The 14,103-nt window shown below is 65.3% G+C and carries 15 protein-coding genes and 2 rRNA genes (1 of these 17 cut by a window edge); 10 read left to right on the forward strand and 7 right to left on the reverse strand.

The window, feature by feature from the left end; translation table 11 throughout:
• The 3 genes from C995_RS0112960 to C995_RS0112970 all read left to right on the forward strand — a co-directional run.
• Positions 1-576, forward strand: a 23S ribosomal RNA gene (locus C995_RS0112960) (it extends 2,304 nt beyond the left edge of the window).
• A 119-nt stretch (positions 577-695) separates the two neighbouring features.
• Positions 696-811 (forward strand): 5S ribosomal RNA (gene rrf / locus C995_RS0112965).
• 119 nt (positions 812-930) lie between these two features.
• A complete protein-coding gene (locus C995_RS0112970; RefSeq protein ID WP_026279122.1) occupies positions 931-1,143 on the forward strand; it encodes a hypothetical protein in 213 nt (70 codons plus the stop codon).
• 39 nt (positions 1,144-1,182) lie between these two features.
• Here the strand turns inward: C995_RS0112970 and C995_RS0112975 are convergent, their stop codons facing one another.
• The 3 genes from C995_RS0112975 to dapA all read right to left on the reverse strand — a co-directional run bounded on the left by C995_RS0112975 (position 1,183) and on the right by dapA (position 4,114).
• Entirely contained in the window at positions 1,183-1,899 is a 717-nt protein-coding gene (locus tag C995_RS0112975; RefSeq protein WP_018865347.1) for an MBL fold metallo-hydrolase, read from the reverse strand.
• Positions 1,900-2,060: 161 nt separating this feature from the next.
• Positions 2,061-3,227 carry an outer membrane protein assembly factor BamC gene (gene bamC, locus C995_RS0112980; RefSeq protein WP_018865348.1) on the reverse strand — a complete coding sequence of 389 codons (1,167 nt, stop codon included), beginning with the start codon at positions 3,225-3,227 and terminating at the stop codon, positions 2,061-2,063.
• Positions 3,228-3,235: 8 nt separating this feature from the next.
• Entirely contained in the window at positions 3,236-4,114 is an 879-nt protein-coding gene (gene dapA / locus C995_RS0112985) for a 4-hydroxy-tetrahydrodipicolinate synthase (RefSeq protein WP_018865349.1), read from the reverse strand.
• 229 nt (positions 4,115-4,343) lie between these two features.
• Between dapA and C995_RS0112990 the strand changes: the two genes are divergently transcribed.
• The 3 genes from C995_RS0112990 to C995_RS0113000 all read left to right on the forward strand — a co-directional run bounded on the left by C995_RS0112990 (position 4,344) and on the right by C995_RS0113000 (position 6,929).
• Positions 4,344-4,898 carry a glycine cleavage system protein R gene (locus C995_RS0112990; RefSeq protein ID WP_018865350.1) on the forward strand — a complete coding sequence of 185 codons (555 nt, stop codon included), beginning with the start codon at positions 4,344-4,346 and terminating at the stop codon, positions 4,896-4,898.
• Positions 4,899-4,945: 47 nt separating this feature from the next.
• Positions 4,946-5,422 (forward strand): peroxiredoxin, encoded by a 477-nt coding sequence (locus C995_RS0112995; RefSeq protein ID WP_018865351.1) that lies wholly within the window; start codon positions 4,946-4,948, stop codon positions 5,420-5,422.
• 88 nt (positions 5,423-5,510) lie between these two features.
• The gene (locus tag C995_RS0113000; protein ID WP_018865352.1) at positions 5,511-6,929 is read left to right on the forward strand and encodes a PhoH family protein; all 1,419 of its coding nucleotides are present in this window, start codon (positions 5,511-5,513) and stop codon (positions 6,927-6,929) included.
• Between the two features lie 45 nt (positions 6,930-6,974).
• Here C995_RS0113000 and queD read toward each other — a convergent pair whose 3' ends face one another.
• Genes queD through C995_RS0113020 form a run of 4 tightly spaced genes read right to left on the reverse strand, consistent with a single transcriptional unit; the run spans position 6,975 to position 10,489 of the window.
• Positions 6,975-7,358, reverse strand: coding sequence for a 6-carboxytetrahydropterin synthase QueD (queD, locus tag C995_RS0113005; RefSeq protein ID WP_018865353.1), 384 nt, complete (start codon positions 7,356-7,358; stop codon positions 6,975-6,977).
• Positions 7,359-7,399: 41 nt separating this feature from the next.
• The gene (dxs, locus tag C995_RS0113010; RefSeq protein ID WP_018865354.1) at positions 7,400-9,301 is read right to left on the reverse strand and encodes a 1-deoxy-D-xylulose-5-phosphate synthase; all 1,902 of its coding nucleotides are present in this window, start codon (positions 9,299-9,301) and stop codon (positions 7,400-7,402) included.
• A gap of 12 nt (positions 9,302-9,313) precedes the next feature.
• Positions 9,314-10,207 (reverse strand): (2E,6E)-farnesyl diphosphate synthase, encoded by an 894-nt coding sequence (gene ispA / locus C995_RS0113015; protein ID WP_018865355.1) that lies wholly within the window; start codon positions 10,205-10,207, stop codon positions 9,314-9,316.
• A gap of 9 nt (positions 10,208-10,216) precedes the next feature.
• Positions 10,217-10,489: an exodeoxyribonuclease VII small subunit gene (locus C995_RS0113020; protein WP_018865356.1), complete on the reverse strand. Its 273-nt coding sequence runs from the start codon at positions 10,487-10,489 to the stop codon at positions 10,217-10,219.
• A 250-nt stretch (positions 10,490-10,739) separates the two neighbouring features.
• Between C995_RS0113020 and C995_RS0113025 the strand changes: the two genes are divergently transcribed.
• The 4 genes from C995_RS0113025 (at position 10,740) to C995_RS0113040 (ending at position 13,681) form a co-directional block, all read left to right on the forward strand.
• On the forward strand, positions 10,740-11,159 hold the full coding sequence (locus C995_RS0113025; protein WP_018137817.1) for a rubrerythrin family protein: 420 nt from the start codon (positions 10,740-10,742) through the stop codon (positions 11,157-11,159).
• 156 nt (positions 11,160-11,315) lie between these two features.
• Positions 11,316-12,668 carry a heterodisulfide reductase-related iron-sulfur binding cluster gene (locus tag C995_RS0113030; RefSeq protein ID WP_018137816.1) on the forward strand — a complete coding sequence of 451 codons (1,353 nt, stop codon included), beginning with the start codon at positions 11,316-11,318 and terminating at the stop codon, positions 12,666-12,668.
• Positions 12,669-12,732: 64 nt separating this feature from the next.
• Entirely contained in the window at positions 12,733-13,035 is a 303-nt protein-coding gene (locus C995_RS0113035; RefSeq protein WP_018865357.1) for an encapsulin-associated ferritin-like protein, read from the forward strand.
• Between the two features lie 40 nt (positions 13,036-13,075).
• Positions 13,076-13,681, forward strand: coding sequence for a DUF3501 family protein (locus C995_RS0113040; RefSeq protein ID WP_018865358.1), 606 nt, complete (start codon positions 13,076-13,078; stop codon positions 13,679-13,681).
• The last annotated feature ends 422 nt before the right edge of the window (positions 13,682-14,103 follow it).

Below are 14,103 nucleotides of genomic sequence, written 5' to 3' on the forward strand. Positions count from 1 at the left end.
AGGCAAAAGGGTGCTTAACTGCGAGACAGACACGTCGAGCAGGTGCGAAAGCAGGTCTTAGTGATCCGGTGGTTCTGTATGGAAGGGCCATCGCTCAACGGATAAAAGGTACTCCGGGGATAACAGGCTGATACTGCCCAAGAGTCCATATCGACGGCAGTGTTTGGCACCTCGATGTCGGCTCATCACATCCTGGGGCTGAAGCAGGTCCCAAGGGTATGGCTGTTCGCCATTTAAAGTGGTACGCGAGCTGGGTTTAGAACGTCGTGAGACAGTTCGGTCCCTATCTGCCGTGGGCGTCGGAGATTTGACAGGATCTGTCCTTAGTACGAGAGGACCGGGATGGACGCACCTCTGGTGTTCCGGTTGTCACGCCAGTGGCATTGCCGGGTAGCTAAGTGCGGAAGGGATAACCGCTGAAAGCATCTAAGCGGGAAACCCACCTGAAGATGAGATCTCCCTGGACCCTCGAGGTCCCTGTAGGGCCGTTGAAGACTACAACGTTGATAGGCTGGGTGTGGAAGTTCAGTAATGGATGAAGCTAACCAGTACTAATTGCCCGTGCGGCTTGACCATATAACACCCAAGGTGTTGTTGGTTGGTCTCGACTGACACATCACTGTTGTACACATCACCTAGATTGCATTCCGAATTCAGATGACGCAGCGCTCGCGCTGGGTGATCTGGCCAGTTTGTCTGGCGGCCATAGCGAGTAGGAACCACCCGATCCCATCCCGAACTCGGAAGTGAAACTGCTCTGCGCCGATGGTAGTGTGGGGCCTCCCCATGTGAGAGTAGGTCACCGCCAGGCATTAATCCGAAGCCCGGTTCCCGATAAGGGGGCCGGGCTTTTTTTATGCACGTATCGGTGTGGGTAGGATGATCGTCGCGGGATTTCATGCGGCAGAACGGTAGAAGACGGGTTTGGGTATGGCTCGAGGGAAGAAACGAACGGATGGAGGGTTGGTCGCGGTCGGGCTGGTTCTGATCGGGATTGGCAGCTATGCGGTCCTTGGGGGCGAGGTTGCGTTTACCCCCATTGCCCCTCGGGAGGGGTCGGGATTTGGCGGGCCGATCGCGACCATTATCGGGCTTGCCTTCATCGCGGGCGGGGTCTATTTCCTGCGGGAATCGCGCCGCTAGGCGTACGGTCCGAGAGCCGGCGGGGCGGCGTAGGGCCGGCTACGGGATACAGCGCCACTCGAACCCCGTGTCCTGGGACGCAATGGCGATCTCGTCGCGACTGGCGCCGACGCCCGCGCATAGGGCCTGTTCCGCCAGTTCGGGGCGGTTGTTGTCGCTGGAAAGATGCATTCCGATCAGGTGTGCGAGCCTCGTCGTGTCGGCGCGCTGGAGAAGGCGGGTCGCGTCATGGTTGGGCAAATGGCCGTAGCCATCCCCAATCCTGCGCTTGAGCTTGGGGGGATAGCGGCCGGATGCGAGCAGGTCCGGACAGTGGTTGCATTCCAGGAGCAGGCCTTGGGCCCCGGAGGCGATGTCGACCATGTGGGGCGTGATATGCCCCGCGTCGGTCATCAGGACGAGTCGTGATGCGCCGTCGGAAAAGACGAACTGGGTCGGTTCACGGGCGTCGTGCGGGACCGTGTAGGGGATGACCTGGGCATCATCGACCTCTACCGGGAGGTCTGGCTGGATCGGCTCGAAATGGGCGAACCCGGCGTCGCGGGCCGCCAGACGAGTCCCCGTGGAGGCGTAGACGCGGAGGCCGTAGCGCCGCGATAGGGCTGGCGCGGAGCCCAGATGGTCGCCATGCTCGTGGGTCACGAGGACGGCGTCAAGATCGGAGGGGGCAAGCCGCTGACGGGCGAGGCGCCGCTCGACTTCCTGCATCGAGAAGCCGCAGTCCACGAGCAGGCGCGTCGAGCCGATCTCGACCACGAGTGCGTTGCCGCCACTCCCGCTGCCAAGTGAACAGAATCGGATCACGGATTGCTCCGGAGGTGATTGCGCGGCGGCCTTGCCCGGTTCTCGGAAGACCCTGCTGCGGCCCCCCCGCCATTCCAGCAGGGGGAGCCTGGGGGCGCGCCCTCGCGGGCTTTTTAGCGCTGCATCTGCGTCTGAATGCGCTCGAGTACGAATTCGGCGTCGCGATCGCTCAGACGGTCGCCCTCGAGATCACGTGCCTCGATCAGCAGATCGCCATCGCCACGGTCCTGCAAGCGGACCTGGTAGCGCTCGTTTTCGCGTCGATCGCCACCGCGGCCAAAGACGCGGCTGAAGAAACCGCGCTCTTCACGCTCGCCCGTCATGCCGGGGCGGTAGGTCACTTCGTAGATTCCGGCCTGGCGATCCTGCTCGTCCACCAGCAATCCGGCGCGATCCAGGAAGGTCCCGAGCTGGCGCCAGACACGGTCGTACTCGCCGCCCAGCAGCAGGGCGGGCGAGCCGTCATGTTCGGTCAGCTGCAACTCGGTCGGCCGGTCAACGAGGGTCTCGGCGACACGTGCGCCGCCTTCACCCGGATCGCCGGTCGTGAGGTATACCAGCAACCGGTTCAGCATCTCGGCTTCCAGTTCCGGGTCGGACGGGCGCATGGCCCAGCGCCAGGATTCACCCTCGGCCTGTTCCTCGGCGCCGCGGTGGGTGATGTAGATCTCCGACTGGCCGTTGGCGCGTTCGACGCGCATGCGGTACTGGTCCCGGGTGTTGGCGTCGTACACGTTGCCAAGGGCACGAGCGAAGATGTTCTGCGTGCCGCGCAGGGGGATGCCGGCTCGGTCTTCGGCCCATTCGGTTTGCATCACGCCCACCTGGGGCTCGTTGCGTTCCAGCCGGAGGTTCTGGCTGTCCCAGAAGGCAACCAGGCGATCCCAGATCTCGCCGGGGTCGCCATCGACCTGGAGCCAGCGCGTGCCACCGTCGCGCATCAGTTGCACCTCGGCGGATTCGGGGAGCACCTGCACGTCGGCCGCTGGAGTCCCGGGCTGGACCTGCCCGGGCTGTTCCTGACGCTGGGCCGTGTCCTGCTGCATGTCGCGGGCGCTGATGCGGCCTCCCGGATCATCCGGGAGGCGGTAGGCCCGCTCGGTGTCCGGCGCGATCAGGTCCGGCGGGACCTCGAGGTCCTCCATCTGCCGGCTCATCTCGTATTCCGGGCCGGTCTGACGATCGCCGCCCCAGGTTCCGCAACCAGCGACGGCGAGACCCGTGGCGATCGCGAGGGTGGCGCGCGTGGCGGAGTAATAGGGCTTGGAAGGCAATTTCATGATCGGACTCAGACCTCAATGCCGGCCTGGCGCATCGCGTCCAGTACCGGTGCATGGAACGGTTCGGAAAGGGGTGTCAGAGGCAGACGGATACCTTCCTCTATCATCCCCATACGCTGCAAGGCCCATTTTACGGGGATGGGATTGGCTTCGAGGAACAGGGCGGAGTGCAGCCCGTCGAGCTGACGGTTGATCTCGCGGGCTTCGTCCGCGTGCCCCTCGCGTACGGCGCGGCACATGCGGGCCATCAGGGCCGGAGCGACGTTCGCGGTTACCGAGATGACCCCTTGCCCGCCGGCCAGCAGGAACGCCAGCCCGTTGGCGTCTTCGCCACTGAACAGGTCGATCCGGCCGCCCACACGCTGGACAAGCTCCGCAGTACGCTCGTTGCTGCCCGTCGCTTCCTTGATGCCGACGATGTTCGGGATCTCGGCGAGGCGCTCGACCGTTTCGGGCAGCATATCGACCGCGGTTCGCCCCGGGACGTTATAGAGGATCTGCGGGATATCCACGGCCTCGGCAATGGCCTTGTGGTGCAGGTACAGACCTTCCTGCGTGGGCTTGTTGTAATACGGGGATACCAGCAGGCAGGCATCCGCGCCGGCCTCGCGGGCGCAGCGCGTCAGCGCGATCGCCTCGCGCGTAGAATTCGCGCCAGTGCCGGCGATCACCGGCAGGCGACCGCCGACGGTCTTGACCGTATGGGCGATCGCCTCGCAGTGTTCGTCGAAATCGAGGGTGGCCGATTCGCCGGTGGTGCCGACCGCAACGATGGCGTCGGTACCGGCCTCGATGTGGAATTCGAGGAGTCGATCAAGCGCCGGCCAGTCAAGACTGCCGTCCGCGTGCATCGGGGTCGCCAGTGCGACCATGCTGCCTTGAAACATCGACTCCTCCAGCGACGGTAATGGTGCAGTCTAACGGGCGCGCGACAAGGCGTTCAAGAATCCGTGCGCGGACCACGTCTGGAGCGCGCCTGGGCGGGGCCGCGACCGTTGGCGTCAATCAGGCGAGGTGGTATGTTCCCAACCATCATGCCCGCAGACGCATCCAACCCCTCCAGCGTTGTGCCAGGACTCCGGCCGGTCGGCGGCGCCTTCTGCTGCAGAGGCCGGCATGGCTGAGGTGGTCGGGGCCGGCTCGCATACCCATCTGATCCTGAACCTGATCGGACCCGACCAGCCTGGCCTGGTGGCCGGCGTCACCCGAGTCATCGTCGACACGGGCTGCAACCTGGAGTCCAGTCGGATTACCACCCTGGACGGCTACTGCTGCATGGCGCTGAGCGCCAGTGGCAACTGGAAGACCCTCGCCACGCTGGAAGCCCGCCTGGAGCGCCTGGAGGCCGAGCTGGACCTCGCGGTCACGGTGCGTCGCGGGCCGCTGGATGAATCCAGCCAGCCCGCGATGGCCTATGCCGTGGATGTGGTCGCGCTGGACGCCCCGGGGCTGGTCAATGCCCTGGCCGATTTCTTCACCAGCCGCGGGGTGAACCTGCGCGACGTCCAGACGCGTGTCTATACCGCCCAGCACACGGGCGCGCGCATGTTCGCCGCCAACATGGTGGTGGACATCCCGGCGGGACAGCACCTGGCCAGCCTGCGTGGCGAGTTCATGGATTTTTGCGACGAACTGAACCTGGATGGCGTGCTGGATCCGATCAAGGCCTGATTTCGGTCTGGCGCCGTTCGCCCCAACCACGACCCGGAGTGACCCTTATGACGATCGCCATTGACCAGACCGTTCCCGAAGATCTGCGCGTGCCGGCCACCGGTGGGCAGACCTTGGGCCCGGGCGACTTCCGCGGCAAGATCGTGGTGCTCTATTTCTACCCGAAGGACAGCACGCCGGGCTGCACCAACGAGAGCCGCGACTTTGCCGCCAACAAGGCTGCGTTCGATGCCGCCGGTGCGGTCATCCTCGGGGTCTCGCGCGACAGCGTGAAGAGCCACGAGAACTTCCGCACCAAGCAGGAGCTGCCGTTCGACCTGCTGAGCGACGCCGACGAGCAGTTGTGCGACGCGTTCGACGTGATCAAGATGAAGAACATGTACGGCAAGCAGGTGCGCGGCATCGAACGCTCCACCTTCCTGATCGACGAGCAAGGCGTGCTGCGCCGGGAATGGCGCAAGGTCAAGGTGCCGGGGCATGTGGACGAGGTCCTGGCCGCGGTACGCGAGTTGGCCGGCCGGTGACGCCACCCGCGCGTTCGCCTGCCGCTGCGCAGCTGGCAGTCGACGTTCGACCCATTTGTTTTCGACTCACCCCGGCCGCGGAGGCGCCATGAGCGAAACATCGGAGGACCCGAAACGCCTTTTTGTCCTGGACACCAATGTCCTGATGCACGACCCCACCGCGCTGTTCCGCTTCAAGGAACACGACATCTTCCTGCCCATGGTCGTGCTCGAGGAGCTCGACCGGGGCAAGAAGGGGCTCTCCGAGGTCGCGCGCAACGTGCGCCAGGTCTCGCGCTTTATCGACGAGCTGATGAGCGGCGCGACCCACGAGCAGATTGCCGCCGGGTTGCCGCTACAGGCCGAATCGCTCAGCGAGTCGACGCTCGCACCCTCCGGGCGGCTGTTCTTCCAGACCCGTAATCTGACCTCGCGCCTGCCGGACTCGCTGCCCGGCTCGACCCCGGACAACGACATCCTGGCCACCGCGCAGGCGCTCAAGGCCGAGTGGGCGGACCTCCCGGTCACGCTGGTCTCAAAGGACATCAACCTGCGCATCAAGGCGGCGGTGATCGGCCTGCACGCGGAGGATTACTACAACGACCAGGTCCTGGACGACGTCAGCCTGCTGTTCTCCGGCATGACAGAGCTGCCGGCGGACTTCTGGGAGACCCACGGGGCCAAGATGGACTCCTGGCAGGAGTCCGGGCGCACCTATTACCGGGTGACCGGGCCGCTGGTCGCGGAGTGGCAGCCCAACCAGTTCGTCTACCGCGAGGGCGAGAATCCGTTGTCCGCGATCGTGCTGGAAATCGACCAGCCGAACGAGTCCGCGGTGATCGAGCTGGTGGACGACTACATGACCCCGCGCCACAGCGTCTGGGGTATCAACGCCCGCAACCGCGAACAGAACTACGCCCTGAACCTGCTGATGGACCCGGAGGTGGATTTCGTCTCCCTGCTGGGGGTGGCCGGCACCGGCAAGACCCTGCTGACTCTGGCCGCGGGACTCGCGCAGACGCTGGAGGACAACACCTACAAGGAGATCATCATGACCCGGGTCACGGTCCCGGTGGGCGAGGACATCGGCTTCCTCCCCGGGACCGAGGAAGAGAAGATGACCCCGTGGATGGGCGCGCTGATGGACAACCTCGAGGTGCTGGCGAAGTCCGAGGGGGCCGGCGACTGGGGGCGGGCGGCCACCCAGGACGTGCTGACCAGCCGCATCAAGATCCGCTCGCTGAACTTCATGCGCGGGCGCACCTTCCTCAACCGCTACATCATCCTCGACGAGGCGCAGAACCTGACCTCCAAGCAGATGAAGACCTTGATCACCCGCGCCGGGCCGGGCACCAAGGTCGTCGCGCTGGGCAACATCGCGCAGATCGACACCCCGTACCTGACCGAGACCTCGTCCGGCCTGACCTACGTGGTGGACCGTTTCCGCAACTGGACCCACAGCGGGCACATCACGCTGACCCGCGGCGAGCGCTCGCGGCTGGCGGACTACGCCTCGAATCATCTGTAAGGGTTGTGCTGTGGGGGTGCCCCGTCACTGCGAGGCGCGGGAGGGCTAACTGTCCTCGCTGTAGCGTACGCAGGCGCGGTCGGTCTCCCACAGGGTCAGCGCGTGCATGCGCAGGCCCGGGCGGTTCAGGCGTTCGGACATCTGGCGGAAGAACCACTGCGCGATATTCTCGGCGGTCGGGTTGACCGTATCGAACGGCGGGACGTCGTTCAGATAGCGATGGTCCAGCTGCCCGGCGATCTCGCGCGCGGCGGTCTTGACCACCTTGAAGTCCACCGCCATGCCGGCGTCGTCCAGGGTCTCGGCCTGGACCTCGGCCTCCACCTTCCAGTTGTGTCCGTGCATGTTCGCGCACTGCCCCGGGTAGTCACGCAGGGTATGCGCGGAGGCAAAGTCGGTCAGGACACGGAGGGTGTAGCGGGCACTCATGATCTTTTCCGGGCGAGCGGCCGTCGCCGGCCGGGGGTTTGTCAGCCCGCGAAGCCTAGCCGGCCGCCGTCTTCCGCGCAATTCTCCTGCCCGGATGCGTGGCGAACCGCGGCCAGCACGCCCTCGGTGTCGAGGCCGCAGTCGGCCAGGATCTGTTCGCGCGAGCCGTGTTCGGTGAAGACGTCCGGGATGCCCAGTACCTGGCAGGGCAGGGTCAGGCCCTCGGCGGAGAGCCATTCCAGCACCGCGCTGCCGGCGCCACCGGCGCGGGCATGATCCTCGAGCGTCACGAAGCGCTCGTGGCTGGCGGCCAGCCGCGCCAGGAGTTCGGTGTCGAGCGGCTTGATGAAACGCATGTTCACCACGGTCGCATCCAGCGCCTCGCCGGCGGCCAGGGCGGTGTCCAGCAGCGCGCCGAAGCTGAGGATCGCCAGGCCCCGACCCTCGCGCACGACCACGGCGCGTCCGATCGGCAGGGTCTCCAGATCCTCGAAGCCCCCTTCCGGCAGGGCCCCGGGGCCGCCGCCGCGCGGATAGCGCACTGCCGCCGGGCCATCGTGGGCGTAGCCAGTGGACAGCATCTGGCGGCACTCGCGCTCGCTGGCCGGGGCCATCAGCAGCATGTTGGGGACGCTGCGCAGCAGCGCGGTATCGAAGGTGCCGGCATGGGTCGGGCCATCGGCGCCGACGATCCCCGCACGGTCCACCGCGAACAGCACCGGCAGGTTCTGCAGGGCGACGTCGTGGATCACCTGGTCCATCGCCCGCTGCAGGAACGTCGAGTAGATCGCGACGACGGGCTTTTGCCCCTCGCAGGCCATGCCGGCGGCCAGCGTGACCGCGTGCTGCTCGGCGATGCCGACATCGAAGTAGCGTTCCGGGGACTGCTCGGAGAAGGCGACCAGGCCGGAGCCCTCGCGCATCGCCGGGGTGATGCCCAGCAGACGCTCGTCGGCCGCGGCCTGGTCGCAAAGCCACTGGCTGAAGATATCGGTATAGGTCGGTGCCTTCGGGCCGGAGGGCTTCAGGCCGTTTTCCGGCTCGAACTTGGAGACCCCGTGGTAGCGGCAGGGGTCCTCTTCGGCCGGGGCATAGCCCTGTCCCTTGCGTGTGACCACATGCAGCAGTTGCGGACCGTGACCGCCGCGCAGGTTCTTCAGGATCGATACCAGGCCGTTCACGTCATGGCCGTCCACCGGCCCGAAGTAGCGAAAGCCCAGTTCCTCGAACAGCGTGCCCGGCACCAGCATGCCCTTCATGTGCTCCTCGGCTCGCTCGGCAAAGGCCTTCATCGGCGGGACGAACTCCAGCATGCGTTTGGAGCCCTCGCGCACCGAGCTGTACAGCCGCCCGGACAGCAGCCGGGTGAAGTACTGGTTCATCGCGCCGACGTTCGGCGAGATCGACATGTCGTTGTCGTTCAGGATGACCAGCAGATTACAGTCGAGATCGCCGATGTGGTTGAGCGCCTCGAAGGCCATGCCGGCGGTCATCGCCCCGTCGCCGATAACCGCCACATGGCGGCGGTCCAGTCCTGCGTGCTTGGCGGCGAGGGCCATGCCGGCGGCGGCACTGATCGAGGTGCTGGAATGCCCGGCCCCGAAGGCGTCGTACTCGCTCTCGGCGCGTTTGGGGAAGCCGGCCAGCCCGCCGTACTGGCGCAGGCTGGCCATCCCGGTGCGCCGGCCGGTCAGGATCTTGTGGGCATAGGCCTGATGCCCTACATCCCAGACGATGCGGTCGTCCGGGGTATTGAACGCGTAGTGCAGCGCGACCGCCAACTCCACGGTGCCCAGGTTCGCGGCCAGATGGCCGCCGGTGCGCGAGACGCTCTCGATCAGAAACTGGCGCAATTCGCCGGCCAGCCCCGGCAGTTCCGAGGCCGGGTGCGCCCGCAGGTCGGCGGGCCATTCGATTGCATCCAGCAGGGGGGTGGGGGTCATGGGCAGGCCGTGTCAGTTCATGCGGTCGACGATGTACCGCGCGAGGAAGCGAAGCAAGTCCGCCTCCTGGCCAAAGGGTTGCAGCTCGTCCAGCGCCTCGTCGACCAGGGCCACTGCGCGTTCGCGCGAGGCCTCCAGGCCCTGCAGCGAGGGGAAGGTCGCCTTGTCCAGGCGGGCATCCGCCCCGCAGGCCTTGCCGAGCACCTCCGGATCACCCTCCACGTCGAGCACGTCATCGCGGATCTGGAACGCCAGGCCAATGCATTCGGCGTAACGGGTCAGGTGGCCAAGGGTGTCCTCCGAGGCGCCACCGGCGATTGCGCCCAGGCGCACCGACACGCGGATCAGGGCGCCGGTCTTGAGCCGGTGCATGCGTTCCAGTTCCGCCAGATCGATCGGCTTGCCGCAGGCGCCGAGATCGATGGCCTGCCCGCCCGCCATGCCGCGCAGGCCCGCTGCACGGGCGAGCTCGGCCAGGGCTTCCAGACCGGCCTGGCCGGGCAGGGCGCGTACGCCGGCGGCCAGGATCTCGAAGGCGCAGGCCTGCAGCGCATCCCCGGCAAGGATGGCGGTGGCCTCGTCGAACGCACGGTGGCAGGTCGGCCGCCCACGGCGCAGGTCGTCGTTGTCCATCGCCGGCAGGTCGTCGTGGATCAGCGAGTAGACGTGGACCATCTCCACGGCCGCGGCCATCGCATCGAGTACCTCATCAGGGGCGCTGCAGGTGGCCCCGGCTGCGTACACCAGTACCGGGCGCAGACGCTTGCCACCGGAGAGCGTGGCATAGCGCATGGCCTCGATCAGCCGCGCGTCCGGCGCAGAGTCGGGCGCGAGACGCTCGTCGAGTACGGTCTCGATACGACGCTGATAGGCCTTCAGCGCCTCGGATGGATCTGGGATGCTCAAGGCAGGGTCCTAAAAGGGGACGTCGTCGGGGTCGGTCGGGGTGTCGGGGGCGCTCCCGGTCGCGGCGGCCTCCGAAGAAGGCTCGCTGGCGAGTTTCTCGATGCGTGCCTGGGCGTCGTCCAGCGCCTTCTGACAGCGGCCAACCAGTTCCATGCCGCGCTGAAATTCCGCCAGCGACTGTTCCAGGCCCAGTTCGCCGGATTCCATCCGCGCCACCAGGGCCTCCAGGGCCTCCAGGCTGGCTTCGAATTCGGCGGGGCTGTCGGTGGACTGGTCGGTCATGGTGTCGTGTTCGTATTGGATTGCGGGGACCAAAAGGTGAGAAAGTATCCGATCCGTCGCGGCGAGAAAAGGCGCCGGGCAACCGGCGGCTTGAGTTTCGTGACCGCGCCCCCACGGTCAGCGGGGCAATCGGTTGACATGCGACCGGGTGCTGACTAGAGTTTCAGAGTGTTTTAGACAAAGTCTAAATGCCCGATCTGCACAGCAGTCGCATCGATGTGTGGATCCTAACCAGCAAGAGGAGAGACCCATGGAACTGAAAGGTAGCAAGACCGAAGAAGCCCTCAAGGAGGCCTTTGCCGGCGAATCGATGGCCAACCGCCGTTACCTGTACTTCGCTTCCAAGGCGGACGTGGAAGGCTACAACGACGTCGCGACCGTGTTCCGTTCCACCGCCGAAGGTGAAACCGGCCACGCCCACGGCCACCTCGAGTACCTCGAGAGCTGCGGCGACCCGGCCACCGGCCTGGAATTCGGTCCCACCGCCGCGAACCTGAAGACCGCTGTTGCCGGCGAGACCCACGAGTACACCGACATGTACCCGGGCATGGCCAAGACCGCCCGCGACGAAGGCTTCGACGAAGTCGCCGACTGGTTCGAGACCCTGGCCAAGGCGGAGCGTTCCCACGCCAACCGCTTCCAGAAGGCCCTGGACCAGCTGGACGACTGATTGTCCGGTAGTAACGGAAGCACGCGGGGCCGCTACGCCGGCCCCGTTTTCCGGGAGGTACGGAACAGCCTGTGAAGTCAGCCCTGCGGCTGCGTTCGCATGTTGTTCCGTGTTTCCCTCGAAGCATCGTCACTGATACGGATACCGGAGGGATGCATGTCTGCGCCGACGCACCAACGTGAAGGAAGTCTGGAAGCCCCGACCCGCCATCCGCTGGACTGGAAGAATCCCGAGTTCTACAACGAGGAATCGTTGTTCGCCGAGCTGGAGCGGGTCTACGACATCTGTCATGGCTGCCGGCGCTGCGTCAGCCTCTGCAACTCCTTCCCCACGCTGTTCGACCTGGTCGACGAATCCGAGACCATGGAGGTCGACGGCGTTGATCGGAAGGACTACTGGAAGGTGGTGGATCACTGCTACCTGTGTGATCTGTGCTACCTGACCAAGTGCCCCTACGTGCCCCCGCATGAATGGAACGTCGACTTCCCGCACCTGATGCTGCGTGCCAAGGCCGTGCGTTTCCAGAAAGAGGGAGCGAAGGCCGCGCACAAGTTCATGTCCAGCACCGATACCGTCGGCAAGCTGGCGGGCATCCCGGTGGTTGCCGGCGTAGTCAACGCCGCGAACAAGACCGGCGCGATGCGCAAGGTGCTGGACAAGACTATGGGCGTGCACCCGGATGCCCCGGTCCCTGAATACCACTCGAGCAAGGGTCGCTCGCGCATGGCGAAGGTTGCCAAGGGAGTGAGCAACCCCGAGCCGGCCGGTGCCACCCAGGGCAAGGTAGCGCTCTACGCCACCTGCTACGGCAACTACAACGAGCCGCACCTGGTCGAGGACCTGGTCAAGGTCTTCGAGCACAACGGCATCGAGGTCACCCTGGTCGAGAAGGAGCAATGCTGCGGCATGCCCAAGCTCGAGTTGGGCGACCTGAAGGCCGTCGAGTCCGCGAAGGATGCGAACATCCCGGCGATGAAGCGCATGATCGACCAAGGCTACGACATTGTCGCGCCAGTCCCGTCCTGCGTGCTGATGTACAAGCAGGAACTGCCGCTGATGTTCCCGGACGAGCCCGATGTCGCCGCTGTACGCGATCGTATCTTCGACCCGTTCGAGTACCTGATGGAGCGCCACAAGGAAGGCAAGCTGAACACCGACTTCCCCGAGAAGCTCGGCAAGATCGCCTACCACGCGGCCTGCCACCTGCGGGTGCAGAACATGGGGCTCAAGACTCGCGACCTGCTGAAGCTTGTGCCGGATACCGAGATCGACGTGATCGAACGCTGCTCCGGGCACGACGGTACCTATGGCGTGAAGAGCGAGTTCTACGAGACTGCGGCCAAGATCTGTCGTCCGGTGGTGAACCGGGTGCAGAAGGCCGAGTCCGATCACTACTCGAGTGACTGCCCGATGGCCGGGCACATGATCGAGAACGGACTGCAGGGCAAGGGCGAGGACAAGGCGCCCGAACACCCGCTGACCCTGCTGCGCCAGGCCTACGGGCTGTAGCGCCGGGTATCGGTTACCAGAACACGACGTACGCCCGCCGAGGCGCCGCGGATGGAGACACGAAATGGCCAGTGACAGCTACCACGAACCCGTCGAGGAACTGAGCGACGAGTCGCGCGAGATGCATCGCGCCATCGTCTCGCTGATGGAAGAGCTTGAGGCGGTGGACTGGTACCAGCAGCGCATCGATGCCTGCAAGGACGAGGAACTGAAGGCGATCCTCGCGCACAACCGCGACGAGGAGATCGAACACGCGGCGATGGTGCTGGAGTGGATCCGTCGCCATAACCCGGTGTTCGACCACGAACTGAAAGACAACCTCTGGTCCGACAAGGACTACACAAAGATGGGAGACCACGACCATTGAGGGGTCCTGCGGACCAGTCCGACGTGACGGAGGTATCGAGATGGAGGCAAGTGTGGACAAACTGAGTCGAGAAGACCTGTATTCGCTGGAGAAGTACCACGAGGTGCGGCCCCAGTTTCGCAACGAGGTCATGCAGCACAAGCGCAACCGCGTGGTGCAGGTGGGGCCGGCCGTGACCCTGCACTTCGAGGATCGCAAGACCATGCAGTACCAGATCCAGGAGATGCTGCGGGTCGAGAAGATCTTCGATGCCGAGGGCATCCAGGACGAGCTGGACGCCTACAACCCGCTGATCCCGGACGGTTCCAACTGGAAGGCGACCATGATGGTCGAGTACCCGGACGTGGACGAGCGCAAGGTGCAGCTGTCCAAACTGATCGGGATCGAGCGCAAGACCTATGTGCAGGTCGAAGGCCACGACAAGGTCTATCCGATCGCCAACGAGGACCTGGATCGGGAAACCGATGACAAGACCTCGTCGGTCCACTTCCTGCGCTTCGAACTGACCCCGGAGATGGTCTCCGCCGCGAAATCCGGTGCGGCCATTGCCATGGGGGTGGAGCACGAGAACTACAGCCACCGGCTGGACGCCGTCCCCGAGGGCACGCGCGAGTCCCTCGCCTCCGACCTCGACGCCGTCAACTGACGCGGCGCTTTCGCCCGCTTCACCAAAGGCGCCTCCGGGCGCCTTTTTCGTTTCCGGCTTTTGCCGGCGGCGGTCGTGGCTGGCCCTGGTTCGTCATCTGGAGTTTACGGTACCTTCGTCCGGCCGCCTGCCGTGCGCTCACTCGCGAGCGCACCGCGAGGTACTTCTTTGCTCGTGCAAAGAAGTACCCAAGAAACACGCCCGACTGCCGCGACCCCGGCCCGCTGTGCGGGCTGGGGTTTCCCTCGCTCCGAGGGTTTTCGCGGGCGGCGCTGATACTCGCTGCGCCTTCGGCTTCGCTCAGACAGTCAGCGCCTCTCTTCCCGCGAAAACCCTCTCCACTCGGCGCGACGACAACGGGGGTGAAGGTCCAAACAACGGCTGTCCCAGCGGCGTAGCACATGGATGGAGGCTGGGTCTTC

The sequence above is a fragment of the Thioalkalivibrio sp. ARh3 genome, from assembly GCF_000377265.1.
Classification (GTDB): Bacteria; Pseudomonadota; Gammaproteobacteria; order Ectothiorhodospirales; family Ectothiorhodospiraceae; genus Thioalkalivibrio; species Thioalkalivibrio thiocyanoxidans.

Coding starts and splice junctions, on each gene's coding strand:
- bamC (WP_018865348.1), bottom strand. CDS start 3,227: ATGAAATTGCCTTCCAAGCCCTATTACTCCGCCACGCGCGCCACCCTC.
- C995_RS0113020 (WP_018865356.1), bottom strand. CDS start 10,489: ATGACCGACCAGTCCACCGACAGCCCCGCCGAATTCGAAGCCAGCCTG.
- queD (WP_018865353.1), bottom strand. CDS start 7,358: ATGAGTGCCCGCTACACCCTCCGTGTCCTGACCGACTTTGCCTCCGCG.
- C995_RS0112990 (WP_018865350.1), top strand. CDS start 4,344: ATGGCTGAGGTGGTCGGGGCCGGCTCGCATACCCATCTGATCCTGAAC.
- dxs (WP_018865354.1), bottom strand. CDS start 9,301: ATGACCCCCACCCCCCTGCTGGATGCAATCGAATGGCCCGCCGACCTG.
- C995_RS0113025 (WP_018137817.1), top strand. CDS start 10,740: ATGGAACTGAAAGGTAGCAAGACCGAAGAAGCCCTCAAGGAGGCCTTT.
- C995_RS0113000 (WP_018865352.1), top strand. CDS start 5,511: ATGAGCGAAACATCGGAGGACCCGAAACGCCTTTTTGTCCTGGACACC.
- C995_RS0113040 (WP_018865358.1), top strand. CDS start 13,076: ATGGAGGCAAGTGTGGACAAACTGAGTCGAGAAGACCTGTATTCGCTG.
- dapA (WP_018865349.1), bottom strand. CDS start 4,114: ATGTTTCAAGGCAGCATGGTCGCACTGGCGACCCCGATGCACGCGGAC.
- C995_RS0113030 (WP_018137816.1), top strand. CDS start 11,316: ATGTCTGCGCCGACGCACCAACGTGAAGGAAGTCTGGAAGCCCCGACC.
- C995_RS0113035 (WP_018865357.1), top strand. CDS start 12,733: ATGGCCAGTGACAGCTACCACGAACCCGTCGAGGAACTGAGCGACGAG.
- C995_RS0112995 (WP_018865351.1), top strand. CDS start 4,946: ATGACGATCGCCATTGACCAGACCGTTCCCGAAGATCTGCGCGTGCCG.
- C995_RS0112970 (WP_026279122.1), top strand. CDS start 931: ATGGCTCGAGGGAAGAAACGAACGGATGGAGGGTTGGTCGCGGTCGGG.